The sequence below is a fragment of the Blastococcus sp. SYSU DS0552 genome, from assembly GCF_054050815.1.
Map to the genome: position 1 here is coordinate 19,506 of NZ_JBJHAB010000017.1, position 22,145 is coordinate 41,650.

22 protein-coding genes are annotated in these 22,145 nt (G+C 73.8%); 10 read left to right on the forward strand and 12 right to left on the reverse strand.

From position 1 onward, the window contains the following. Positions 1 to 31: 31 nt before the first annotated feature. The 4 genes from sucD to ACI8AG_RS16180 all read right to left on the reverse strand — a co-directional run bounded on the left by sucD (position 32) and on the right by ACI8AG_RS16180 (position 3,589). Positions 32 to 910: a succinate--CoA ligase subunit alpha gene (sucD, locus tag ACI8AG_RS16165; RefSeq protein ID WP_456590382.1), complete on the reverse strand. Its 879-nt coding sequence runs from the start codon at positions 908 to 910 to the stop codon at positions 32 to 34. A 26-nt stretch (positions 911 to 936) separates the two neighbouring features. After that, on the reverse strand, positions 937 to 2,100 hold the full coding sequence (gene sucC, locus ACI8AG_RS16170) for an ADP-forming succinate--CoA ligase subunit beta (protein WP_456590383.1): 1,164 nt from the start codon (positions 2,098 to 2,100) through the stop codon (positions 937 to 939). A 123-nt stretch (positions 2,101 to 2,223) separates the two neighbouring features. Then, complete coding sequence (locus ACI8AG_RS16175; protein WP_456597846.1) at positions 2,224 to 2,634, reverse strand: cobalamin B12-binding domain-containing protein; 411 nt, start codon at positions 2,632 to 2,634, stop codon at positions 2,224 to 2,226. Positions 2,635 to 2,677: 43 nt separating this feature from the next. Further along, positions 2,678 to 3,589 carry a hypothetical protein gene (locus tag ACI8AG_RS16180; RefSeq protein ID WP_456597847.1) on the reverse strand — a complete coding sequence of 304 codons (912 nt, stop codon included), beginning with the start codon at positions 3,587 to 3,589 and terminating at the stop codon, positions 2,678 to 2,680. Between the two features lie 291 nt (positions 3,590 to 3,880). Between ACI8AG_RS16180 and ACI8AG_RS16185 the strand changes: the two genes are divergently transcribed. After that, positions 3,881 to 4,774: an esterase/lipase family protein gene (locus ACI8AG_RS16185; RefSeq protein ID WP_456597848.1), complete on the forward strand. Its 894-nt coding sequence runs from the start codon at positions 3,881 to 3,883 to the stop codon at positions 4,772 to 4,774. Between the two features lie 227 nt (positions 4,775 to 5,001). Beyond that, positions 5,002 to 5,808: a M23 family metallopeptidase gene (locus ACI8AG_RS16190; RefSeq protein WP_456597849.1), complete on the forward strand. Its 807-nt coding sequence runs from the start codon at positions 5,002 to 5,004 to the stop codon at positions 5,806 to 5,808. 137 nt (positions 5,809 to 5,945) lie between these two features. On the opposite strand, the gene pcrA is transcribed toward ACI8AG_RS16190, so the two are convergent. After that, positions 5,946 to 8,246 carry a DNA helicase PcrA gene (pcrA, locus tag ACI8AG_RS16195; protein WP_456597850.1) on the reverse strand — a complete coding sequence of 767 codons (2,301 nt, stop codon included), beginning with the start codon at positions 8,244 to 8,246 and terminating at the stop codon, positions 5,946 to 5,948. A gap of 273 nt (positions 8,247 to 8,519) precedes the next feature. On the opposite strand from pcrA, the gene ACI8AG_RS16200 reads away from it, so the two are divergent. Next, positions 8,520 to 8,813 (forward strand): chorismate mutase, encoded by a 294-nt coding sequence (locus tag ACI8AG_RS16200; protein WP_456590389.1) that lies wholly within the window; start codon positions 8,520 to 8,522, stop codon positions 8,811 to 8,813. A gap of 183 nt (positions 8,814 to 8,996) precedes the next feature. Here ACI8AG_RS16200 and ACI8AG_RS16205 read toward each other — a convergent pair whose 3' ends face one another. Further along, entirely contained in the window at positions 8,997 to 9,290 is a 294-nt protein-coding gene (locus tag ACI8AG_RS16205) for a hypothetical protein (protein ID WP_456590390.1), read from the reverse strand. Positions 9,291 to 9,399: 109 nt separating this feature from the next. Between ACI8AG_RS16205 and ACI8AG_RS16210 the strand changes: the two genes are divergently transcribed. Genes ACI8AG_RS16210 through ACI8AG_RS16225 form a run of 4 tightly spaced genes read left to right on the forward strand, consistent with a single transcriptional unit; the run spans position 9,400 to position 12,818 of the window. Further along, entirely contained in the window at positions 9,400 to 9,948 is a 549-nt protein-coding gene (locus tag ACI8AG_RS16210) for a carboxymuconolactone decarboxylase family protein (protein WP_456597851.1), read from the forward strand. Beyond that, entirely contained in the window at positions 9,945 to 10,853 is a 909-nt protein-coding gene (locus tag ACI8AG_RS16215; RefSeq protein ID WP_456597852.1) for an RNA polymerase sigma-70 factor, read from the forward strand. The genes ACI8AG_RS16210 and ACI8AG_RS16215 overlap by 4 nt, the downstream gene beginning before the upstream one ends. Next, complete coding sequence (locus ACI8AG_RS16220; RefSeq protein ID WP_456597853.1) at positions 10,850 to 11,584, forward strand: PIG-L deacetylase family protein; 735 nt, start codon at positions 10,850 to 10,852, stop codon at positions 11,582 to 11,584. Before ACI8AG_RS16215 ends, ACI8AG_RS16220 begins: the two co-directional genes overlap by 4 nt. A gap of 37 nt (positions 11,585 to 11,621) precedes the next feature. Beyond that, on the forward strand, positions 11,622 to 12,818 hold the full coding sequence (locus tag ACI8AG_RS16225) for a serine hydrolase domain-containing protein (RefSeq protein WP_456597854.1): 1,197 nt from the start codon (positions 11,622 to 11,624) through the stop codon (positions 12,816 to 12,818). Between the two features lie 311 nt (positions 12,819 to 13,129). Here the strand turns inward: ACI8AG_RS16225 and ACI8AG_RS16230 are convergent, their stop codons facing one another. The 3 genes from ACI8AG_RS16230 to ACI8AG_RS16240 all read right to left on the reverse strand — a co-directional run bounded on the left by ACI8AG_RS16230 (position 13,130) and on the right by ACI8AG_RS16240 (position 16,536). Next, positions 13,130 to 14,473 carry a short-chain fatty acid transporter gene (locus ACI8AG_RS16230; RefSeq protein ID WP_456597855.1) on the reverse strand — a complete coding sequence of 448 codons (1,344 nt, stop codon included), beginning with the start codon at positions 14,471 to 14,473 and terminating at the stop codon, positions 13,130 to 13,132. A 78-nt stretch (positions 14,474 to 14,551) separates the two neighbouring features. Further along, on the reverse strand, positions 14,552 to 15,211 hold the full coding sequence (locus ACI8AG_RS16235; RefSeq protein ID WP_456597856.1) for a response regulator: 660 nt from the start codon (positions 15,209 to 15,211) through the stop codon (positions 14,552 to 14,554). Next, on the reverse strand, positions 15,208 to 16,536 hold the full coding sequence (locus tag ACI8AG_RS16240) for an ATP-binding protein (protein WP_456597857.1): 1,329 nt from the start codon (positions 16,534 to 16,536) through the stop codon (positions 15,208 to 15,210). Before ACI8AG_RS16240 ends, ACI8AG_RS16235 begins: the two co-directional genes overlap by 4 nt. Before the next feature lie 124 nt (positions 16,537 to 16,660). Between ACI8AG_RS16240 and ACI8AG_RS16245 the strand changes: the two genes are divergently transcribed. Together ACI8AG_RS16245 and ACI8AG_RS16250 are read left to right on the forward strand one after the other, a co-directional pair. Then, positions 16,661 to 17,590 carry a PspC domain-containing protein gene (locus ACI8AG_RS16245; protein ID WP_456597858.1) on the forward strand — a complete coding sequence of 310 codons (930 nt, stop codon included), beginning with the start codon at positions 16,661 to 16,663 and terminating at the stop codon, positions 17,588 to 17,590. Then, positions 17,583 to 17,876, forward strand: a complete 294-nt coding sequence (locus ACI8AG_RS16250) for a hypothetical protein (protein ID WP_456597859.1) — start codon at positions 17,583 to 17,585, stop codon at positions 17,874 to 17,876. Before ACI8AG_RS16245 ends, ACI8AG_RS16250 begins: the two co-directional genes overlap by 8 nt. 69 nt (positions 17,877 to 17,945) lie before the next feature. Here the strand turns inward: ACI8AG_RS16250 and ACI8AG_RS16255 are convergent, their stop codons facing one another. Then, positions 17,946 to 19,028 carry a sodium:calcium antiporter gene (locus ACI8AG_RS16255; RefSeq protein ID WP_456597860.1) on the reverse strand — a complete coding sequence of 361 codons (1,083 nt, stop codon included), beginning with the start codon at positions 19,026 to 19,028 and terminating at the stop codon, positions 17,946 to 17,948. Positions 19,029 to 19,145: 117 nt separating this feature from the next. Then, positions 19,146 to 19,730 carry a dienelactone hydrolase family protein gene (locus ACI8AG_RS16260; protein ID WP_456597861.1) on the reverse strand — a complete coding sequence of 195 codons (585 nt, stop codon included), beginning with the start codon at positions 19,728 to 19,730 and terminating at the stop codon, positions 19,146 to 19,148. A gap of 63 nt (positions 19,731 to 19,793) precedes the next feature. Here ACI8AG_RS16260 and ACI8AG_RS16265 point away from each other — a divergent pair, with 63 nt between their 5' ends. Further along, complete coding sequence (locus tag ACI8AG_RS16265; protein ID WP_456597862.1) at positions 19,794 to 20,492, forward strand: helix-turn-helix transcriptional regulator; 699 nt, start codon at positions 19,794 to 19,796, stop codon at positions 20,490 to 20,492. A 90-nt stretch (positions 20,493 to 20,582) separates the two neighbouring features. Here the strand turns inward: ACI8AG_RS16265 and guaA are convergent, their stop codons facing one another. Next, positions 20,583 to 22,145 (reverse strand): glutamine-hydrolyzing GMP synthase, encoded by a 1,563-nt coding sequence (gene guaA, locus ACI8AG_RS16270; protein WP_456597863.1) that lies wholly within the window; start codon positions 22,143 to 22,145, stop codon positions 20,583 to 20,585.

Consider the following 22,145-nt stretch of genomic DNA (forward strand, 5'->3'; position numbering starts at 1 on the left):
CGGTCACCGGGCAGCGTGGCGGCGTGGGAGGTCAGGAGCCGACGATCTCCCGCATGAGCTGCGCCGTCTCCGACGGCGTCTTGCCCACGCGCACACCGGCGGCCTCGAGGGCCTCCTTCTTGGCCTGGGCGGTACCGGCCGAGCCGGACACGATGGCGCCGGCGTGGCCCATGGTCTTCCCCTCGGGCGCGGTGAAGCCGGCGACGTACCCGACGACCGGCTTGGTGACGTTGGCCTTGACGAAGTCGGCGGCCCGCTCCTCGGCGTCGCCGCCGATCTCGCCGATCATCACGATCGCCTCGGTCTCCGGGTCGTCCTGGAAGGCCTGGAGGGCGTCGATGTGCGTGGTTCCGATGACCGGGTCGCCACCGATGCCGATCGCGGTGGAGAAACCGATGTCACGCAGCTCGTACATCATCTGGTAGGTGAGCGTGCCCGACTTCGACACCAGGCCGATCTTGCCCTGCTTGGTGATGTTGGCCGGGATGATGCCGGCGTTGCTGCGCCCGGGGCTGATCAGCCCGGGGCAGTTCGGGCCGATGATGCGCGTCGAGCCGCCCTGGGCGTGCGCCCAGAAGTAGGTCGAGTCGTGCACCGGGATTCCCTCGGTGATGACCACGGCGAGCCCGATCTGGGCGTCCACGGCCTCGATGACGGCGCCCTTGGCGAACGGCGGCGGCACGAAGATGACGCTGACGTCGGCGCCGGTCTCCTTCATGGCGTCGGCGACCGAGCCGAACACCGGCACGCTGCTGCCGTCGAAGTCGACGTTGGTACCGGCCTTGCGGGGGTTCACGCCCCCGACGATCGCGGTGCCGGAGGCGAGCATGCGCGAGGTGTGCTTCATGCCCTCGGAGCCGGTCATGCCCTGGACGATGACCTTGCTGTTCTCGTTGAGGAAGATCGACATCTCTACAGGTCCTGTTCGCTAGGGCTTCAGGCGGCGGCGAGCTCGGCGGCCCGGCGCGCGGCGCCGTCCATCGTGTCGACCACGGTCACGAGCGGGTGGTTGGCCTCGGCGAGGATCCGCCGACCCTCTTCCACGTTGTTGCCGTCGAGGCGGACCACCAGCGGCTTGGTGGCCTGGTCGCCCAGCTGCTGCAGGGCGGCGACGATGCCGTTGGCGACGGCGTCGCAGGCGGTGATCCCGCCGAAGACGTTGACGAAGACGCTCTTCACGGCGGGGTCGGAGAGGATGATCCCCAGGCCGTTGGCCATGACCTCGGCCGAGGCGCCACCGCCGATGTCCAGGAAGTTGGCCGGCTTGACCCCGCCGAACTCCTCTCCGGCGTAGGCGACGACGTCCAGGGTGCTCATGACCAGGCCGGCACCGTTGCCGATGATCCCGACCTCGCCCTCGAGCTTGACGTAGTTGAGGTCCTTCTCCTTCGCCGCGGCCTCGAGCGGGTCGGCGGCGGCGGCGTCCTCGAGCGCGGCGTGCTCGGCGTGCCGGAAGCCGGCGTTCTCGTCGAGGGTGACCTTCGCGTCCAGGGCGAGGACGGTGCCGTCGGGCGCCTTGGCGAGCGGGTTGACCTCGACCAGCGTGGCGTCCTCCTTGGCGAAGGTGTCCCACAGCTGGACGGCGATGGCGATCACCTGGTCGCGCACCTCGGCGGGGAAGCCGGCGGCGTCGACGATCTCGGCGGCCTTCTGGCTGTCGACGCCGACCGTGGCGTCGATCGGGATGCGGGCCAGCGCCTCGGGGCGCTCGACGGCCAGCTGCTCGATCTCCACGCCGCCCTCCTTCGAGGCCATGGCCAGGAAGGTGCGGTTGGAGCGGTCGAGCAGGTAGGAGAAGTAGTACTCCTCGGCGATGTCGCTGGCCTGGGCCACCATCACGCGGTGCGTGATGTGGCCCTTGATGTCCAGCCCCAGGATGTCCTGGGCGCGCGCCTTGGCGTCCTCGGGGTTGTCGGCGAGCTTGACGCCACCGGCCTTGCCTCGGCCGCCGGTCTTCACCTGCGCCTTGACGACGACGGTCTGCCCGATCTCGCGGGCGATCGCCTCCGCCTGCTCGGGGGTCTCGGCGACGCCGCCGGGGAGCACGGGGACGCCGTGCGAGGCCAACAGGTCACGGGCCTGGTACTCGAAGAGATCCACGGAAAGGCACCGTAGACCGCTGGCCACCGGAACGCTGCCCCGGGCGGCCCGGACGGGGGTCGGACGTGGTCTGCATCACAACGCTGCTCGCGCGTTCGCGCTGGTCACAGCGCCGAAGGCCCCTCAGGCGCCTGCGGGCTCTCCCACGTGGCTGCGCACCCACTCCACGATCTCGGTCGTCGTGGCCCCGGGCGTGAAGATGCCGGTGACGCCGAGCCGCTGGAGCTCGGGCACGTCCTCCTCCGGGATGATGCCGCCACCGAAGACGACCACGTCGTCGACACCGCGTTCCCGGAGCAGCTCCGCGAGCCGGGCGAAGAGCGTCATGTGCGCGCCGGAGAGGACGGACAGGCCCACGGCGTCGGCGTCCTCCTGCACGACCGTCTCGACGATCTGCTCGGGCGTCTGGTGCAGGCCGGTGTAGACGACCTCCATCCCGGCGTCGCGCAGTGCCCGCGCCACGACCTTGGCCCCGCGGTCGTGCCCGTCGAGCCCTGGTTTTGCGATGACCACCCGGATGCGTTCGTCCACCACGGCAGGCAGCTTAGGAGCTCTCGCGCCGGCGCAGTGGCGCGGGTCACGTCCCGGTGCGCCGCACCCGCCAGGCGCCCGCCGTCAGGCCGAGCAGACCCAGCCCCGCGACGAGCAGCCCGATGCCGGGAACGGTCCAGACCAGTTCGTCGGACGAGACGGCGTCCCGCAGGCCCTCCAGCCCCGCACCGAGCACGGTGACGGCGACGGCGAGCAGCCCCCCGACCGCTCCCAGCCGGGGCCGCAGCGACGGCGCGACGACCGCGCAGAGCAGCAGCGCACCGGCCAGCAGCAGCCCACCGAGCAGCGCGAGCCCCGGCCGCTCGAGCAGCGCCTGCGGCCCCTCCTGCGTCACGACGACCCGCATGCCGGTCACGGGGTCGATGCGCAGCTCCTGGGGCACATCGGCCGGCGGCAGCGCCAGGCAGAGGACGGCCACCACCCCCAGCAGCACCGCGGCCCCCGCCAGCACGGAGCGGATCGGCTCCAGCGGGCCGCGGTCCTCCATCACGGTCCGGCCCCAGGCCGCCACGGCGACGGCGCCGGCCAGCACGGTCAGGACGAGCGCGACGATGCCCAGCACCCAGCCGGCGCCGATCTGGACGCCGCTGGTCAGCACCCGCTCGCCCGCCAGCACCTCCACGCCGGGTCGGGCCGTCGAACTGCTCCCCCGGTAGATCTCGATGAGCAGCTCCCCCACCGACAGCGCACCGGCCACGGCGGCGTAGGCCAGCCCGAACTTCGGGACGGCGCGGCGGAGCAGCGTGACCCCCACCGCAAGGTGGACGGCGGGCACGAGGAGGGTTGCGAGCGCACCGCCGAACCCCCGCACCTGGCGCAGCTCCTCTCCACCGACGACGAGGTAGGTCGGCACGGCGGCGAGCACGCCGGCCAGGCCGGCGAGCACGAGCAGCAGTCCGCAGACCGGCACCGAGGGCGGCACGGTGCCGACGACCACCCGATCCCCGTCGGCCGCCGGCGGCGTGGCCGCCGACGCCCCTGCGGGCCCTCTGCGGGCGGCGCCCCTGGTCCGGCCTGCCCGGGCGCGATCGTCGCGGGTGGACACGTCTCCCCCTCTGCTGCATGTCACGAACCGGACTCGATCGGCGGCTCGTCGGTGACGTTCATGTGACGACCGACACACCCCCGCATTACCGTGCGGTGAACGGAGCACACACACCCGAGCACCGCCGGTCGGCGGGACGGGCACGAGCCGTGCTCCGCCGGAGGCTCCAACGGGAGGGCAGCCATGCGCCCATCGAGCGAGCTGGGCCCTGGTCCAGAGTGGCACACCGCGGACGACGCCGACGCCACGCCACGAGGGCTGCGCGCGCTCTGCTCGCCCGCCGGGATCGTCGGCGGCCTCACCGAGCTGGCCTGGGTCGGTGCCCATGCCCTGCTGTACCCGCTGGGCACCCGGATGGAGCAGTTCCGCCCCGACCCGTGCCGGCGGACCGATGCCCAGCCCCCCGCCGCGCGGGCCCTGTTCGCCACCGATCCGCTGGCGGCCCGCACCCCGGTGCTGCTCGTGCACGGGCTGATCGACAACCGCTCGGTCTTCGCCGTCATGCGGCGGAGCCTGCGCCGGCGCGGGTTCGCCGCCGTCTGCTCGTGGAACTACAGCCCCTTCCTCACCGACGTCACGCGCGGTGCCGCCGACCTGGGCGAGCACATCGAGCGGATCTGCGAGCAGACCGGCTACGACCGGGTGCACGTCGTCGGACACAGCCTCGGTGGGCTGATCGCCCGCTACCACGTCCAGCGGCAGGGTGGCGACCGCCGGGTCGACACGCTCGTGACCCTGGGCACGCCGCACCGGGGCTCGATCCTGGCCCACGTGCTGCCCACGCCGCTGGTGCGACAACTGCGTCCCGGCTCGCCGCTGCTGCAGGAACTGGACCACCCTGCGCCGGCCTGCCGGACCCGCGTCACGGCCGTGTACAGCGACCTGGACCAGGTGGTGCTGCCCACGCACTCGGGGCGCTGCGACCACCCCGACCTCGGCGCCCGCAACGTGCTGTTCCGGGGCGTCGGGCACATGTCGCTGCCCATCCACCGCGGCGTCCTGGACGAGGTGGCCGCCACCCTCGCCGGCGTCGCCGAGCCCGCTGCGCACGGCGCACCGGTGGCCGCGGTCGCCTGAGCCGACCGGCCCCGGGGAGGCGCGCCGAGTCGGCCCGTCGACGAGACGACGTGCACACATCGCGACACGCAACGTTCGGTGCTTGGTCGCCCACTCACGGATCGTTACGGTCCGATCACGGCGCCGGTACGGCCGGCGGACGCCACTGACGGTGTCCTCGCCGTCGTCGCTCCCCCGACGAACGCTCAGCGAGCGCTCGCCGGCCAGGCAGTCCGGGAAGGTTCGCCGTGTCTCGCAGCAGTGCACAGGTGCTGGAGGGACCACGCGCCGACGTCGCCGTGGTGCCCCGGCCGCGCGCCGCCGTCGAGGGCCCCGTGCGCGCGCCGGCCCCGACGCCGCCGCCCGCCGAGCCCACGACCTCGGCCGAGCCACGCGTCCGCCGCCGGCTGCCGCACCCGCCGGGCCGTCGCGCCCCCCTCTGGCTCGCCGCCCTGGTCGCCGGCGCCGTCCTCGCCGGGGTCCCGGCCGCGACCGGGGACCGCGCGGACGTCTCCGCCTCCGCTTCCGACTACGGCCTCGGGGTCAGCACCGAAGTGAGCTTCGCCGGCGGCCTCGAGGGCGCCGACGCCCGGCGCGGCATCACCGAGGCCGAGGCCCAGGCGCGGCTGAGCGAGCTCGCCGCCTCCCGCGCCGCCCGGCAGCCCAAGATCGTGGCCCCGACGCAGGGCACGCTCACCACCTGCTTCTGCCGCCGCTGGGGCACCATGCACTACGGCCTGGACCTGGCGGCGCCGCTCGGCACGCCCATCGTCGCCGCCACCGACGGCGTCGTCGTGCGGGCCGGACGCGCCTCGGGGTACGGCAACGCCGTCTACATCCAGGACGCCGACGGCAACGTGCACATCTACGGGCACATGCGCTACTACAGCGTCTCCGCCGGCGACATCGTCACCGCCGGGGAGCAGATCGCCAAGATCGGCAACGAGGGCCAGTCGACCGGGCCGCACCTGCACTACGAGATCCACCGCGGCGGGATGGACGGGCGACCGATCGACCCCCGGGCCTGGCTGGCCGAGCGCGGGGCGAGCGTCTGATTGATCGGGCTCCGCCCGATCGACCGCGGCTCCCTGATCCGTCGCCCTCCGGGGCGACACCGCGGCCACGTGCCGTCCCCTGTCAGTGCCGCGGCTTCTAGCCCTCGTCGGGGACCCTTCGGGCCCCACTCCTCGGGCTACAGCTTCACGAGGGGGGCGTAGCGGAGGACGAGGCGCTTGGTGCCGCCGGAACCGAAGTCGACCGTGGCCTGGGCCTTGTCCCCCACGCCGGTCACCTCCACCACCGTGCCGAGCCCGAAGGCGTCGTGGCTGACCCGGTCGCCGACCTCGACGCTGATCACCTGACGGTTGCCGGCCCCGCCGCGCAGACCACCGGTGGACAGGCCGGTGGCGGCCACCCGCGTCTGCGCCGACTTGTAGCCGGTCGACGGGGCGGGCACCGGGTCGGTGCGCTCCCAGTGGATGGTCTCGGCCGGGATCTCGTCGAGGAACCGGGACGGCGGGTTGTAGGCCGGCTGCCCCCAGCTGGTGCGCACCGTCGCCCGCGAGATGAACAGCCGCTGGCGCGCCCGGGTGATGCCCACGTACGCCAGCCGGCGCTCCTCCTCCAGCTCCCGCGGGTCACCGAGCGCGCGCAGGTGCGGGAAGACGCCGTCCTCCATGCCGGTGAGGAAGACGACCGGGAACTCCAGCCCCTTCGCGGTGTGCAGGGTCATCAGCGTGACCACGCCCGCCTCGTCACCCGAGACCGGGATCTGGTCGGCGTCGGCGACCAGCGACACCTGCTCCAGGAAGTCGGTGACCGAGCCACCCGGATTGGCGGCCTCGAACTCCGCGGCGACCGAGATGAGCTCGTTGAGGTTGTCGACGCGGCCCTCGTCCTGCGGATCGGTGCTGGCCTGCAGTTCGGCGAGGTAGCCGGTGCGGTCGAGGATGCTCTCCAGCAGCGCAGCCGGGCCCGAGCCGGTCTCGACGAGCTGCTCGAACTCCTCGAGCAGCGCCACGAACTCCTGCAGCGCCTTGAGCGAGCGGGTGGCCAGGTCGGGCACCTCGGCGCAGCGCCGCAGCGCCGACCCGAACGCGATCCGCTCCCGGTCGGCGAACGACTCGATGCAGGACTCGGCCTTGTCGCCGATCCCCCGCTTGGGCACGTTGATGATGCGGCGCAGGCTGACCACGTCGGCCGGGTTGGCGACCAGCTTCAGGTAGGCCAGCGCGTCGCGGACCTCCTTGCGCTCGTAGAACCGGACCCCGCCGACGACCTTGTACGGCATGCCGACGCGGATGAAGACCTCTTCGAACACGCGGGAGGCGTTGTTCGTGCGGTAGAAGACCGCGATGTCCTTCGGCTGGAACGCGCCCTCGTCGACCAGGGCGTCGATCTGCTCGGCGACCCACGCCGCCTCGTCGTGCTCGTTGTCGGCGACGTAGCCCTCGATCAACTCGCCGTCGCCGGAGTCGGTCCACAGGTTCTTCGGCCGGCGGCCGGTGTTCTTGGCGATGACCGTGTTCGCGGCCTTGAGGATCCGCTGGGTGGAGCGGTAGTTCTGCTCCAGCAGGATCGTGGTCGCCTGCGGGTAGTCGCGCTCGAACTCGTCGATGTTGCGGATCGTCGCGCCGCGGAACGCGTAGATCGACTGGTCGGCGTCACCGACGACGCACAGCTCGGCCTGCGGCACCGACCCCTCGCCCGTGCCGGTCAGCTCGCGCACGAGCATGTACTGGGCGTGGTTGGTGTCCTGGTACTCGTCGACCAGCACGTGCCGGAACCGGCGGCGGTAGTGCTCGGCGACGTCGGGGAACGCCTGCAGCAGGTGGACCGTCGTCATGATCAGGTCGTCGAAGTCCATGGCGTGCGCCTCGCGCAGCCGCCGCTGGTAGAGCGTGTACGCCTCCTTCAGCACCTTCTCCGGCGCCGTCTGGGGGCTGAACGACTCCTCGTCGACGAGCTCGTTCTTCAGGTTGGACACCTGGTTGGCCAGGCTGCGGCCGGGATAGCGCTTCGCGTCGAGGTCCAGGTCGCGCGCGACCATCGTCATCAGCCGGATGGAGTCGCCCTGGTCGTAGATCGTGAACGAGGACTTCATTCCGAGCTTGGCGGCCTCGGCCCGCAGGATGCGCACGCACATCGAGTGGAAGGTCGACACCCACATCGACCGCGCCCGCGGTCCGACCAGTGCGGCGACCCGCTCCTTCATCTCACCGGCGGCCTTGTTGGTGAAGGTGATCGCGAGGATCTCGCCCGGCTGCACCCCGCGCGCGCCGAGCAGGTAGGCGATCCGGTGGGTGAGCACCCGGGTCTTGCCCGACCCGGCGCCGGCGACGATGAGCAGCGGGCTGCCCTCGTGGACGACGGCGTCGCGCTGCGGGCCGTTGAGCCCCGCCAGCATCCGGTCCAGCTCCCGCCCGAGCGAGCCGGGAGCGGAGCGCTGCAGGGCGGCGGTGCCGGGGAGGGACTGCTGGAGGCTGCTGCTCATGAGACCGCCACTGTAAGCCGGACGGGTGACCGTTCCGCCGGGCCCGGGGACCAGCCGCACCACCCGCCCCGGGCGACCGCGTCTACCTCCGGCCGCGCGGCTGTGGCACACTCCCGCTCGTGTTCGCCACGGTCCGCTTTTCCTACGGCCACCGGGATCCGGTGTCCGTCACCGCTGGCTGAGCACATGCCGCAATCGACGCCCCGGGCCCGAGGAGCCCGGGGCGTTTTTTCTTTTCCCGGGTCCAGGTCCAGCCACCGCGAAGGACATCCGATGAACACGCTCACCGCCTCCTCCCCCGCCGGCCCGACCGCTCCCGCCGACCCGGCCGAGCGGATCGGTGCGCTCCGCAGCGCGATCGACGCCTGCGACGCCGAGATCATCGAGCTCGTCCGCCGCCGGCTGCGGATCAGCCAGGAGATCGGCGCGCTGCGCGCTGCCTCCGGCGGAACCCGTCTCTCGCTCTCCCGCGAGCAGCAGGTCCTGTCCCGGTTCCGCTCGGCGCTGGGGCCCGGCGGCGCCGACCTGGGCATGATGCTGCTGCGCCAGGGCCGCGGCCGGCTCTAGAAGGACCTCCTTGCCCCCCCACCGCTCGCAGGCTCGCCGCGGGCCCCTGCAAGGAGGCCGCCGTCTCCCTCACCCTTCGCACGCTCAGGGTGAGCCTCTGGACGGGGCCGCCGCGGGCCCCTGCAAGGAGGCCGCCGTCCTCCTCACCCCTCGCGCGCGAGGGGTGAGGGGCTCGACGGGGGCCTAGGGGCCGCTGCGCCAGACCTGCGAGTCGTCGTCGCCCATCGCCGCGACCTCGAACACCCGCCCCGGGCAGGCCTCGTTCGCCTCGTCGGCGAGCTGCATGCCCAGCACCAGCGCGGCGTCGAGGTCCGCGGCCTCCCGCTCCGTCGCCACCCGCAGCACCGCCCGGTCGGGTTCCCGCCACAGCCGCAGCTCGGGGTCGCCCGGGGCGAGGGCGGCCCGGAGCTCGTCGACCCTGGCGTCGTCCAGCGGGGCGGAGGACCGGAGGGCGACCGACAGCGTGAAGGCGGGCACGACGGCGAGTCTGCGGGATGCCGGCGGCGCGGTCGACGGCGCCCCGGTGTCACATCCCGGCCGGCTGCGTCGTCTCCATGGGCACCCGTCCCCGTGGAGAGGAACGACCATGGCCCGCATCCCGCTCGACCCGCCCCGCACCCCGCTCGTCCGCCTCGCCGAGTGGTACTCCCGCCGCCGCTTCGGCGTCGTCCTGGACCCTGGCGCGGCGATGGCGCACCACGGCCGCGTGCTGCGCGCCTACGTCCGGCACGAGCAGTCGGTGGCCCGCTGGAACCGCCTGGACCCCACGCTCAAGGCGCTGGCGGTCATGTCGTCGGCCGCGACGATCGGCTGCTCCTGGTGCCTGGACTTCGGCTACTGGGTGAGCACGCAGGACGGCGTCGACCCGGCGAAGCTCCGGGACGTCCCGCGGTGGCGCGACAGCGACGTCTACACCGACCTCGAGCGGCAGGTGCTCGCCTACGGGGAGGCGATGACGACGACCCCGGTGCAGGTCACCGACGAGATGGTCGCCGGTCTGCGCCGCCACCTCGACGACGCCGAGCTCGTCGAGCTGACGATGATGATCTCCGTGGAGAACTCGCGGTCCCGGTTCAACAGCGCACTGGGCCTCACCAGCCAGGGCTTCTCGGACCGCTGCGAGCTCCCCGCGTGACCGCGCCCCTCGCCCCGTTCGACCGGCACCGGGGGCTGCTGTTCTCGGTGGCCTACCAGATGATCGGCAGCGTCGCCGACGCCGAGGACGTCGTGCAGGACGCCTGGCTGCGCTGGTCGGCGGCCGACCGGGGCGAGGTGGCCGACGCGCGGGCCTACCTGGTGCGGATCACCACCCGGCTGGCGCTGGACCGGCTGGGCTCGGCCCGGGCCCGCCGGGAGAGCTACGTGGGGCCGTGGCTGCCCGAGCCGCTGCTCACCGGCGCCGCCCCGGTGGCGGCCGCGCCCGCACCCACCGACCCGACCGGATCCGCGGAACTCGGCGAGCAGGTCGGCCTCGCCCTGCTCGTGGTGCTGGAGAGCCTCTCCCCCGCCGAGCGCGCGGTCTTCGTGCTCCGCGAGGTCTTCGGCCTGCCGGTCGCCGAGGTGGCGGCGGCGCTGGGCCGGTCCGAGGCCGCGGTCCGCCAGACCGCCCACCGCGCCCGCGAGCACGTGCGGGCACGCCGTCCCCGGTTCGCCGCCGACCGCCGGTCGCAGCAGGAGGTGACCGAGCGGTTCCTCGCGGCCTGCGCCGGTGGGGACGTCGAGGCGCTGCTCGCCGCCCTCGCGCCGGACGTCGTCCTGGTGAGCGACGGGGGCGGCAAGGTGAAGGCGGCGTTGCGGCCGGTCACCGGCGCGGACAAGGTGGCGCGCTTCCTGCTCGGGATCGTCGCGCAGGGCGCGGCGCTGCCGGACCTGCGGATCGAGGTCGTCGACGTCAACGGCGCCGCGGGCATCGCTGCGTGGGCGGGTGGAACGCCGCTGCTGGCCATCTCGCCGGTCGTCACCGACGGGCGGATCGAGCAGCTGCTGGTCGTGCGCAACCCGGACAAGCTCCGCGGGCTCTCCGTAGGCTCCGCCGGGTGACCTCCCCGCTGCCGACCCGGCCCGCCGACCACGTCGAGCGCGCTCTCTGCGTGCTCGCCCACCCCGACGACGTGGACTTCGGCAGCGCCGGGACGGTCGCCACCTGGACCGCCGCCGGCACGGAGGTCACCTACCTGATCGTCACCGACGGCGACGCGGGCGGGTTCGACGAGACGCCGCGGGAGCGGATGGGGCCGCTGCGCCGGGCCGAGCAGGTCGCGGCGGCCGCGGAGGTCGGCGTCACCGACGTCCGCTTCCTCGGCTACCCGGACGGCCGGCTGGAGCTCAGCCTCGACCTGCGCCGGGACATCAGCCGGGTCATCCGGCAGGTGCGCCCGCAGCGGGTGCTGACCAGCTCGCCGGAGCGCTTCTGGGAGCGGATCGGCGCGAGCCACCCCGACCACATGACCGTGGGCGAGTCGACGCTGCGCGCGGTCTACCCCGACGCCCGCAACCCGTTCGCCTTCCCCGAGCTGCTGACCGACGAGGGCCTGGAGGCGTGGACGGTGTCCGAGGTGTGGCTCGGCGCCAGCCCGCGCGCCGACCACTGCGTCGACGTCACCGACGTGCTCGGCCGGAAGCTGGCGGCGCTCCGGCGCCACGTCACCCAGGTGAGCCATCTGGACGACCTCGACGGCTTCGTCACCGACTGGATGCGGCAGACGGCGCAGCGGTTCGGCCTGCCCGCCGGCCGGGCCGCCGAGGCATTCCACGTGGTGCACACCGCCTGACGCGATGAGTCGCGGCCGCGCGACCGGTCATCTCCCCGTGGACGGTGGCAGAGAGCGCGCAGACCGGATCGAGGACGCGGTGGCCGGGGCGGTCGCCGCCGGGGAGGTGCCGGGCGCCGCGTGGTGGGTAGGCCGGCACGGCGAACCCGTCTCCAGCGGCGCAGCGGGCGTGCACGCGCCCGGCACCGGCGACGCCGTGCACCCGGACACCGTGTTCCGCATCTCCTCCGTGACCAAGCCGGTCGTCGCCGCGGCGGCCATGGCGCTCGTGGACGACGGCGTCCTCGCCCTCGACGAGCCCGTCGACGCACTCCTCCCGGAGCTCGCCGCCCGTCGGGTCCTGGTCGATCCCACCGACCCGGACGCCGGGACCGTGCCGGCCGAGCGGCCGATCACGCTCCGCGACGTCCTCACCCTCCGGCTGGGGCTCGGCCTGGACTTCACCGCGCCCTGGCCGTCCCCCACGGTGGCCGCGCTCGCCGCAGCGGGGCTGCCCGTGGGACCCCCGGCGCCCCGGGCCGCACCGGAGCCGGACGAGTGGATGCGGCTGCTCGGCACGGTCCCGCTGGCCCACCAGCCCGGCAGGCGCTGGCTCTACCACGTGGGCGCCAGCGTGCTCGGCGTCCTCGTGTCACGCGCCGCGGAACGGGCGCTGCCCTCGGTGCTGGACGAGCGGATCCTCCGGCCGGCGGGCATGCGCAGCACCGGTTTCGGGGTGCCGCCGGCGGCCCGCCACCGGCTGGGGCCGCACTGGACGCCGCCGGGGCCCGATGGCGTGCGGGAGCTCTACGACCCGGCGGACGGCCAGTGGTCGTCCGAGCCCGCGTTCCCCGACGGCGGTGACGGCCTGGTCTCCACGGTCGGCGACCTCGCCGCCTTCGCGCGGGTGCTGGAGACGCGGGGGTGCGCCCCCGACGGGACGCGGGTGCTGGGCGAGGCGGCCGTCCGCACCATGACCACCGAGCAGGTCGGCCCGGTGGACGACGAGGGCGGCGGGTGGGGGCTGGGCATCGGCGTCCGCCGCACCGACGAGCCGGGTGGGCGGCACGCCGGCGCCTACGGCTGGGACGGCGGCCTCGGCAGTTCGTGGTGGACCGACCCGGTCACGGGCACGACGGCCGTCCTGCTGACCAACCAGATGTGGGCCTCCCCGCAGCCACCGCCGCTGTTCGCCGCCTTCCGGCGCGCCGCCTTCACCGTCCAGGAGCGCCCGACGGGCAGAACGAGCTCGTAAGACGACGGGCCGTCGGCGCCACGCGGACGCGACACCGGCCCGTAGAACTCCCCCGACGCCCACCGTCCGCACGGGGAGGGCACGTCGACCACCACCTCGCACGCCCCCCGACCCGCGGGAGGCGGCCGAGCGCCTCGTGGCACGCGCTGGACCCCTGCATAACGACCTCGGGATGGACAGCGCCGTCGCCTACGCGTACCTGTCCGCCGCGGTCGACTTCGAGGTCTCCCAGGTGGTCGACCGGACCGTCGGCGTGCACGGGGCCATCCCGAAGAGCCACTTCCGCTGACGGCCGTGCTCGGCGGCGCCGCTCAGCCGCCGCCGAGCACGAGCAGGGTGCCGGCGAAGATGATGCCGGTGATCAGGCAGGTGATCGCGGTGAACCCGAAGATGTCGCGGACGCCGAGACCGGCCACCGCGAGCAGCGGCAGTGCCCAGAACGGCTGGATCATGTTCGTCCACTGGTCGCCGTAGGCGATCGCCATGGTGATGACGGCCGGATCGACGCCGAGGGAGTCGGCGGCGTCGAGGAAGATCGGTGCCTGCACGGCGAACTGGCCGCCACCGCTCGGCACGAACAGGTTCAGCAGCCCGGCCGAGAGGAAGGCCATCAGCCCGAGGCTGCCGGGGCTGGCGATGTCGGTGAACCACCCGCTCAGCTGCGCCGCCAGCCCGGAGGCGGTCATCATCCCGATGATCCCGGCGTAGAGCGGGTACTGGAGCAGCACCTCCCCGACGGTCCGCACCGCTCCGCCGACGAGCTCGGCCAGCTCCGCCGGGCTGCGCACGATGAGCAGGATCGCCGCGAGGAAGCTCCAGTTGACGATGTCGAGGGTGAGGTCGAAGCCCTCCTGCGCGAAGTAGACGCCGAGGTAGACGAGCAGGGCGACACCCGGGACGAGGGTGACCAGCCGCGAGGCCTCCAGGCGCTCGGCCGGGGTCCCCGGGGTCTTCAGCTCGATGTCGGGCTCCTCGGTCCCCATCCGCTCGGGGAGCTGGACGACCCGGTCCCTGTCCTTGGGGGCCAGGAGCACCACCGTGCCGAGGATCGCGGCGACGGCGACGACGATCGCGATGAGGTTCCACGGCGAGTAGACCGTCTCGCTGATCGGGATGGTGCGGCCGATCGCCTCCTCGACGAAGCTCCCCGGGGTCGCCGCGGCCAGCGGGCCGGTGGCGCTGTAGCCCATGTGCCAGACGGCGAAGCCGGAGTAGGCGCTGGCCACCAGCAGCGGGTAGTGCAGTCGCGTGCCGCGACGCCGGGCGGCCCGGCCGACCTCGAGGGCGATGACGCCGCCGACCACCAGCCCCAGCCCGAAGCTGATCAGCGAGGCGAGGGCCGAGACGAGGGCCACGAAGGCGTACGCCGCCCGGGGGCTCTTGGGGACGTCGGCGATGCGGGTCAGCCCGGCCTTGACCGGCCGCGTGAGCGCCAGCGTGTAGCCGAGCAGGAGCACGAGGGCCACCTGCGTCATGAAGGCCAGCAGGCCGGAGAGGCCGTCGCCCCACGCCCGGGTCAGCTCGGCGGGACCGATGTCGCCGAAGACCAGCGCGAGGACGGCGACGATCACGGTCAGGACGACGGCGAAGACGAAGGCCCCCGGGAGGTACCTCTCGACGCCGGTCACCAGCGGGCGCGACAGGGTGCGCAGCACGAAGGAGCTCCTCTCCCCGGGGATGTGGTCCGCCACACATCCTGGCCGGGGGCCGGCGGAGCGGCCAGTCGTCGCCGGTCAGAGCAGCCGGTTGGTCGCCGCCCAGCGGGTGAGCTCGTTGCGGTTGGACAGCTGCAGCTTCCGCAGCACGTTGGAAGCGTGGGACTCGACCGTCTTCACCGAGATGAACAGCCGGGAGCCGATCTCGCGGTAGGTGTAGCCGCGGGCAAGCAGCTGCATGACCTCCCGCTCGCGGGCGCTCAGCAGGTCCAGCCCCGGGTCGCTGGCCTCCTCGGCCGCCGGCGCCTGCGCGGCCGCGCCCCCGGCGGCGAAGGCGTCCAGCACGAACCCGGCCAGCCGGGGGCTGAAGACGACGTCGCCGTCGGCGACCCGGCGGACGGCGTCGAGCAGGTCGGGCCCGGATATCGTCTTGGTCACGTAGCCGCGCGCCCCGGCGCGGATCACGGCGATGACGTCCTCGGCGGCGTCGGACACCGAGAGCGCGAGCCACCGCACCTCGGGCAGCTCGCCCCGCAGCGTCTCCAGCACCGCGCGCCCGCCCCCGCCGGGCATGTGCACGTCCAGCAGCACGACATCGGGACGGGTGGCACGGATGCCCTCGACCGCGCCGGCGACGTCGGCCGCCTCGCCGACGACGGCCACGGAGTCGCCGAGCTCCGCCCGCACCCCGGTGCGCACCATCGCGTGGTCGTCGACCACGAACACCCGCGAGGTCATGCCCGGCCTCCCTGTTCGCTTCCGTGCGGCGCACCGCTCCCCGCTCGCATGCCCAGGCCACCTCCGCGGTTGGTCCGCTCCACTCTCGATCCTCGCTGCGGTGCTCCCGCCCGGTCCGCGGCCGCCTCGCCGCGCTGCTCCCGCCGCTGCCCGCCCACGGCCTTCCTCGGCAGGACCAGCTCCACCTCGGTCCCCTCCCCCGGCGTCGACCGGATCTGCGTGCTGCCGCCCAGCCGGGCCAGCCGGCCCCGCACCGAGTCGCGCAGGCCGCGCCGGTCGTCGGGCACCGTGCCGGGGTCGAACCCCTTGCCGCGGTCCCGGACGAACACCGACACCTGGTCGGCGGTCACCTCGGTGTACAGGTCCGCGGACGGCACGCCGGAGTGCTTGGCCGCGTTGACCAGCGCCTCGCGGGTCGCGGCGCCGAGCGCGGCCAGCTCCTCGTCGACGGGGGCGTCGCCGACCACGACGGGGTCGACGGTGAGCGCGTGGTCCGCCTCCACCTCGGCGACCATGCCCGCCACCAGCCCGGCCCACGTGCCGCCCTCGCGGACGGCCGCCGGGTCGTACAACCAGGCCCGGAGCTCGCGCTCCTGGCTGCGGGCCAGCCGGCTCACCGCCTGCGGCTCGTCGGCGTTGCGCTGGATCAGGGCCAGGGTCTGCAGCACCGAGTCGTGCAGGTGCGCGGCGACGGCGGCGCGCTCCTCCGACCGGATCCGCGCGGCGCGCTCCTCGGCGCGGGAGTCGAGCAGCCGGCGCCACAGCGGTGCGGTCGCCAGGACGACGCCGGTGAGGATCAGCAGCGTGGCGGCGAAGCCGTTGCGGGCGTTGGCCAGCTGACCGGTGGTGGCCAGCAGGAGGAAGAGCCCGACACCCACGACGGCGACCCCGCCGGCCAGCACCCAGCGGGCCGCCGGCACGGCGAGCGTCCGGTCGGTGTCCAGCTGCCGCCAGATCACGGCGAGGCCGCCGACGAGCAGGACCAGCGGCAGGACGACGTCACTGCTGGTCCAGGCCGTGAGCTGACCGAGCAGGCTCGCCGCGGCGAGGCCGAGAACCGCCAGCAGGACCCACTGGCGGACGCCGGCAGGCCGCCAGCCCTGCGGCTCGGGCGCCGGGACCCCGGGCGCGCCCACCGGCATCGTCATCCAGAGCAGCCCGTAGCCGATGATGCCCAGCCCGGTGGTGGCCAGCAGCACGAAGGCCACCCGCACCACCAGGGGGTCCTGGCGCAGGTGGGCCGCGGTTCCGGCCGCCACCCCGGCGACGACCCGGCCCTCGCGCGGGCGCACCAGCGGCGGGCGCTGCGGCAGGGTGGTGGTCACGCTACCGATCGTCGCACCGGGCGCGGCGCCGCGGACACCGGTGATCACCCCGGAAGAGGAACCAGGGTCGGTTCGGGGGGTTCCCTGATGGTGTCCGCCTCGTCCGGTGGGCAGGCTCTGTGGCATGACCTCACCACCCCCTCCGGCTCCGCCCACGGTGGAGCCACCGGCCTGGTCCCCGCCCCCCGGCCCACCGGCCCGCCCCCAGCTTCGCCGCAGCCGCACCGACAAGGTCATCGGCGGGGTGAACGGCGGCCTGGCCGAGTACACCGGCATCGATGCGCTCCTGTGGCGGGTCGGCTTCGTCGCCCTCGCGCTCGCCGGCGGCACCGGCCTGCTGGTCTACCTCCTGCTCTGGCTGCTCATGCCGACCGGCCCGGAAGGGACGACCGAGCCGTCGCCCGGGCAGCCCGCCACACCGCGCGTCCGGGAACCGGCCGGCCCCCGCTCGCCGGTCCCCGGCTTCACGATCGCCTGCCTGCTGATCGTCGTCGGGGCGCTCGCGCTGATCGCCCAGCTCACCGGCTGGGACGTCGGCGCCGTCGGCTACCTCGGGACCGCCCTGCTCGTGGTCGGCGCCGGGCTCGTCGTCGCCGCGTTCAGCCAGGGCCGCACCGCGCGCGGCAGCCTGCTCACCCTCGGCATCATCCTGGCGGTGGCGCTGGCGATCGCCGACGCGGCGCCGAACGACGCCGGGGTGGGCGACCGCACGTACCGGCCGCAGACGGCCGCGGACGTGCGAGAGCTCTACGAGGGCGGTGTCGGCAACCTCACCGTGGACCTGTCGGAGGTCCCCATGGGCGACCTCGACGAGGCCCTGGAGGTGGTCGTGGAACACGGCGTCGGCGACGTCGAGGTGGTCGTACCCCGCTCGGCGGACGTGCGGGTCACGGTGTACCAGGGCCTGGGCGAGAGCGACGTGTTCGGCTCGGGCGGGGCGGGCCCCGAGTTCCACCCGGGCACGGGGTCGGCCGCGTGGACCGGCGACGGCGAGGCCGAGATCGAGCTCGAGATCAACAGCGGTATCGGACAGGTGGAGGTGTCCCGTGGCTGACTACAGCGAGTTCCCGACCACGCCGACGGCGTGGCAGGAGCAGCAGTGGCAGATGGTGGCGCCGCTGGCGACGGAGGACCACCCGCAGCCGCCACAGCGGCGGAAGCCGGATCTCGTCGCGCTGGTGCCCGGCCTGGTCTTCGTGCTCCTGGCTGTTACGACGATGGCCGGCGTGGACCTCGCCCTGGGCCTGCTGGACGACGGTGGCCTGCTCTGGCTGGTCCTGATCGGTGCCGGGATCGCGTTGCTGGTGAAGGAGCTGCGGAAGGCGCGGGGCCGCCGCTGACCGACGGGAGGGGTGGACGCCGGGGGCCCGGGAGCGATGACGCTCCCGGGCCCCCGGCGCTCGCGGCGGCTACCCGACGACGGCCAGGGCGACGGTGCCCACGTAGATCAGCGGGATCGACACGCCCTCGAAGCCGATCCACTTCCGGTCGCGCATGAGCAGCCCCGCGGAGAGCACCGCGGTCATCACCAGCGTGCCGCCGACGAGGACCAGACTGGTCGGGCCGGCGTCCCGGTAGATCGGCCCCTCCAGGTAGCCGACGTCGGCGACCGAGATCATCAGGATGTCGTAGACGTTCCCGCCGACGATGTTGCCGACGCCGAGGGTCAGCTGGCCCAACCGCACCGCGGTCAGCAGCACGACGAGCTCGGGCAGGGAGCTGATCGCCGTCGTGAGGGTGAATCCCACGACGCCGCTGTCCAGGTCGGCCCGCTCGATGACACTGAGCCCGGCCCGGCCCACTATCCAGCCCGCGACACCGGTCACCAGCCCGAGCGCGGCGAGCAGACCCCACAGGCGGGCGGTCGAGCGCTCGTCGCCGTTCCCGTCCCCGTCCCCGCCCCCGTCCCCGTCCCCGTCCCCGTCGCCGTCCCCGTTGCCGGTGCCGTTGCCCTCGTCCCCGTCTGCGGTCTGGTCGGTGTGGACCGGCTGCCACATCGGCTCCCGCTGCATCCGCCGGAGCAGCGTCAGCCCGTAGGCGTAGAGGACGGGGATCAGCAGGGTCATGGGGTGGATCCAGCCCAGCCGGAGGTCCGGCGTGGCGTAGGCGATCACCGGCACCGCGAGCATCGCGCTCAGCAGCACCGACTGCAGCACGTTCTGCAGCGACGCCGCTGCGTGCTCCAGGTTCACCCGGCGGTAGAGGAGGTCGGCGATCGCCAGCCACACCGTCTGGAGTGCGATACCGCCGACCGGGTTGGCCAGGGCGAACCCAGGATCCCCTTCCAGCGCGCCGGTGAGCACGGTGACGTTCCCCGGCAGCGAGGTGACCGCCCCGAGCAGCAGTGCGCCGCCGATCGCGTCACCGAGGCCGGTGCGCTCGGCCAGGGAGTCGGCGACACGGGTGAGCTGGACCCCCGCGACCACGATGACGAGGGCCATCGCGGCGAGCACGCCCAGGCTCGGCCAGAGGGGCCACGGAGCGAAACTCACTCGTCCTCCGGGTCCTCGACTGCAACGGCCGACGACGACCCCACCACACCGACCGGGATCCCGCCGGTCGAGGCCCCCTCCGGAGGGTCTCCGGAGGGTCTCCGGAGGGGGCGGACCTCAGGCGGCCACCCGCGCGCAGAACTCGAGGACCCGCCCCCACAGCAGCTCGGAGGCGGCGGCGTCGTACTCGCCGGGCAGGCTGGCGTCGGTGAACAGGTGGCCGGTCCCCGGGTAGTCGTGGACTTCGATCTCGACTCCCGCACCCCGGGCGTCGGCGACCACGGAGTCGATCCAGTCCTGCTGCCGGAAGGGATCGCCCTCGGTGTAGTGCAGCTGCGCGGGCACACCGTCCGGCCAGCGGTCGGCTCCCAGCACCTGCACCGGCAACGCCCCGGAGAAGAGCAGCAACCCGGCGCAGCGCCGCTGGGTGGCGACGTACTCGGCCATGCCGGCGCCGTTGGAGAAGCCGGCCGCGAGGAACCCGTCGGGCAGGTGGCGCACCGCCTCCACCGCCCGGGCCATCAGCGCCGGGAACCCGACCTCCTCGACGTGGGCCATCGCCGATGCGTAGTCGTCGAAGACCAGCCCGTCGTACTGGTCGACGACCAGGACGTCGTGCCCGGCGGAGCGGAGCCGTTCGGCCGCCGCCGTGATCCCGGGCCGGACGCCGAGGACGGAGTGGAAGAGCGCGATGGTGGTCATGGGGTCACCCTCCCGGGCTGCTGGTGACACCGTCCTGTCACCGTTTTCTGCCAGGATCCCGGCATGAACCGGACCGACCGGATGCACGCCATCTCGGAGGAGCTGCGCCGCGCCGGCGCAGGGGGACGGACGGCGCAGCGACTGGCCGACTGGCTGGAGGTGTCGCCGCGTACGGTCAAGCGGGACGTCTCCGCCCTGCAGCAGGCGGGGGTGCCGATCTGGGCGACCGCCGGGCCGGGTGGCGGCTACGTGCTCGACGCCACGGCCTCCCTGCCGCCGGTCAACCTGAGCCCGGCGCAGGCCGTGGCGCTGGCGGTGGCGCTGGCCGGTGCGTCGGAGGCGCCGTTCGCCGCGGATGGCCGTGCCGCGCTGGAGAAGGTCCTCGATGTCATGGGGCCAGGTGCCCGGGAGTCCGCCCGCGAGCTCGGTGGCCGGGTGTGGGTGCGCGGCGACGAGCGAGGACGCCCGGGGGCGGCATCCGTCGTCGAGGAAGCGCTCCTGCGCCGGCGGGTGGTCGCCATCCGCTACCGCGACGACAGCGGCGCGGTCTCCCGACGTCGGGTGGAGCCGCACCTGCTGGCCCGCACCGGCGACCGGTGGTACCTCGTGGCCTGGTGCCGGCTGCGGGACGCGCCGCGCTGGTTCCGCTGGGACCGGATCGAGGCCGCCGACCTCACCACCGAGACGCCTCCCCAGCGCGATCCGGACGCGTTCGGCACACCGCCACCCGACGCGCACACGGTGCGGGTGCCCGCGACGTGAGGCGCTGGAACGGCCCCGGCGACGTGCTGGAACGGCCCCCTTCCAGGGACCCGGCCCGAGCGGAGCGAGGGTCGGGGAGGAAGGGGGTCCTTACTCCCACTCGATGGTGCCCGGCGGCTTGCTCGTGACGTCCAGGGTGACCCGGTTGATCTCCTCCACCTCGTTGGTGATCCGGGTGGAGATGCGCGCCAGGACGTCGTAGGGCAGCCGGGTCCAGTCGGCGGTCATGGCATCCTCGCTGGACACCGGGCGCAGCACGACCGGGTGACCGTAGGTGCGCCCGTCGCCCTGCACGCCGACCGAGCGGACGTCGGCCAGCAGCACCACCGGGCACTGCCAGATCTCGTCGTCCAGCTTGGCCGCGGTGAGCTCCTCGCGGGCGATGGCGTCGGCCCGGCGGAGCACGTCGAGCCGCTCGCGGGTGACCTCGCCGACGATCCGGATGCCCAGCCCCGGCCCGGGGAAGGGCTGGCGCTGCACCAGCCGGTCGGGCAGGCCCAGCTGCCGGCCGACCTCGCGCACCTCGTCCTTGAACAGGGTGCGCAGCGGCTCGACGAGGGTGAAGGTGAGGTCCTCGGGCAGCCCGCCGACGTTGTGGTGGCTCTTGATGTTGGCCGTCCCGCTGCCCCCGCCGGACTCGACGACGTCGGGGTAGAGCGTGCCCTGCACCAGGAACTCCACCGTCTCGCCGTGCGCCTTGGCGTCGGAGACGACGTCGGTGGCCGCCTGCTCGAAGACCCGGATGAACTCGCGGCCGATGATCTTCCGCTTCTCCTCCGGGTCGCTCACCCCGGCGAGCGCCGCGAGGAACTGCTCGCTGGCGTCGACGACCCGCAGGTCCGCGCCGGTGGTCGCCGCGAAGTCGCGCTCGATCTGCTCGGTCTCGCCCGCCCGCATCAGCCCGTGGTCGACGTAGACGCAGGTGAGCCTGTCACCGATCGCCCGCTGGACGAGCGCGGCGGCGACGGCGGAGTCGACCCCGCCGGAGAGCGCGCACAGCGCCCGCCGGTCCCCGATCCGCTCGCGGATCGCCGCCACCTGCTCGTCGACGACGTTGCTCATCGTCCACGTCGGCTCGAGGCCCGCGATGTCGAACAGGAAGTGCTCGAGCACCGTCTGCCCGTGCGCGGTGTGCCGCACCTCGGGGTGGAACTGCACCCCGGCCAGCCGGCGGTCGACGTCCTCGAACGCGGCGACCGGCGCACCGGTCGACGTCGCGGTGACGGCGAACCCGGGCGGGGCCGCGCTGACGGCGTCGCCGTGGCTCATCCACACGTTCTGCTCGACCGGCAGGTCGCCGAACAGCCGCGCCTTCGTGGTGACGGTCAGCGGGGTGCCGCCGTACTCCCGGTCGCCGGTGCGGGAGACGGTGCCGCCGAGCGAGGCGGCCATCGCCTGGAAGCCGTAGCAGATGCCGAAGGCTGGGACGCCGGACTCGAACAGCGTCGGGTCGACCTTCGGCGCCTCGGGGGCGTACACGCTGGACGGCCCGCCGGAGAGCACGATCGCGGCCGGCTTGCGCGCGACGATCTCCTCGGCGGGAACCTCCGACGACACGATCTCGGAGTAGACCCCGGCCTCGCGGATGCGCCGGGCGATGAGCTGCGCGTACTGGGCGCCGAAGTCGACGACCAGGACGGTCGGGAAGTCCAC